The sequence below is a fragment of the Actinoplanes sp. NPDC048791 genome, assembly GCF_040650095.1.
Classification (GTDB): Bacteria; Actinomycetota; Actinomycetes; order Mycobacteriales; family Micromonosporaceae; genus Actinoplanes.
In genome coordinates this window covers 1-1106 of sequence record NZ_JBEZGQ010001710.1, presented here as the reverse complement: position 1 = coordinate 1106, position 1106 = coordinate 1, and the positions used below count along the sequence as shown (strand labels likewise).

The following is a 1106-nucleotide window of genomic DNA, read 5'->3' as shown; positions in this document are numbered from 1 at the left end:
GCAGCCTGGCCCGGGCGTTGCGGCTCAGCGACGACGAGCGCGGGCACCTGTACCGGCTGGCCGGGCAGGCGCCGCCGTCGGCACCCGAGCCGGCCGGCTACGTCGACCCGTCCCTGCTCGCCGTTCTGCAGGCGGCCGCCGCCACCGCGCCCGGGTTCATCTCCGACGAGCTGGGCACGGTGGTGGCGCAGAATCCGCTGAACATCGCGCTGTTCGGCCGGTTCGCGGGCCGGCCCGGACGTCAGGCCAACCTGATCTGGCTGTGGTTCACCTCAACCGAGTGGCGCCGAACTCTGGAGCCGGAGACTCAGCACGAGCAGACCGGCCGGGCGTACGTGGCCGACCTGCGCTCGATCACCGGCCCCGGGGCTGCCGCGCTGGTTGCCGAGCTGCGCGCGGTCAGCCGGGAGTTCGCGGAGCTGTGGGACGAGCACGAGGTGTCCGTGCTGCACTGCGCCACGAAACGGGTCGTGCACGAGGAGGTCGGGCAGCTCGACCTCGACTGCTCGGTGACGCTGAGCCCGCTGTCCCGGCAGCGGATGCTGCTGCTGCACCCGGTGCCGGGCACGGGGACCGAGGAGCGGCTGGCCCGGCTCCAGGCGTCGCTGAGCGACCCCGGCACCGGGCTCAGGCGGTGACGGGCGTCGGCTGGTGGGCCTGGTAGGTCGCGGCGAGCACCTCGGCGAGCGCCTCCGGGGCGGACAGGAACGGCGAGTGCGAGGTCGCCAGCTCGACCACCCGGGTCGGCTGGGCCGACACGGCGTCGATCTCCCTGACGAAGCGACGTTGCAGCGCGGGCGGCACAGCCCGGTCTTCGGTGCAGACGACGTAGGTGTGCGGCACTGACCCGTACCGTTGCGGGGTGATGCTGAGCGTCTCGCCCGCGATGCCGGCCGGGCCGTCCGGGCCGAGCAGCCCGATCGCCGCGTCGGCGAGGTGCTCGTCGACGTCGTGGTAGAAGGTTTCCCGCACGGAAGCGTGCCGGGACCGGTCGCCGGGGTCGAGGCGCAGCGCGCCGACGGCGGCCGGGTCGGCGGTCAGCAGCCCGCTGACCAGCTCCCCGGCGTTCTCCGGACTGGCGATGTAGTCCACCGCGGGCCGGCCGC

The 1106-nt window shown here is 74.2% G+C and carries 2 protein-coding genes; one reads left to right on the top strand and one right to left on the bottom strand.

The window, feature by feature from the left end; translation table 11 throughout:
- Positions 1–638, top strand: a 638-nt coding sequence (locus AB0C29_RS49825; protein ID WP_360835586.1) for a transcriptional regulator, incomplete at its 5' end; no start/stop codon positions are given.
- On the opposite strand, the gene AB0C29_RS49820 is transcribed toward AB0C29_RS49825, so the two are convergent.
- Positions 628–1106 (bottom strand): alpha/beta fold hydrolase (locus tag AB0C29_RS49820; RefSeq protein WP_360835584.1); only part of this gene is annotated, 479 nt, incomplete at its 5' end. The two genes, AB0C29_RS49825 and AB0C29_RS49820, sit on opposite strands and share 11 nt — an antisense overlap.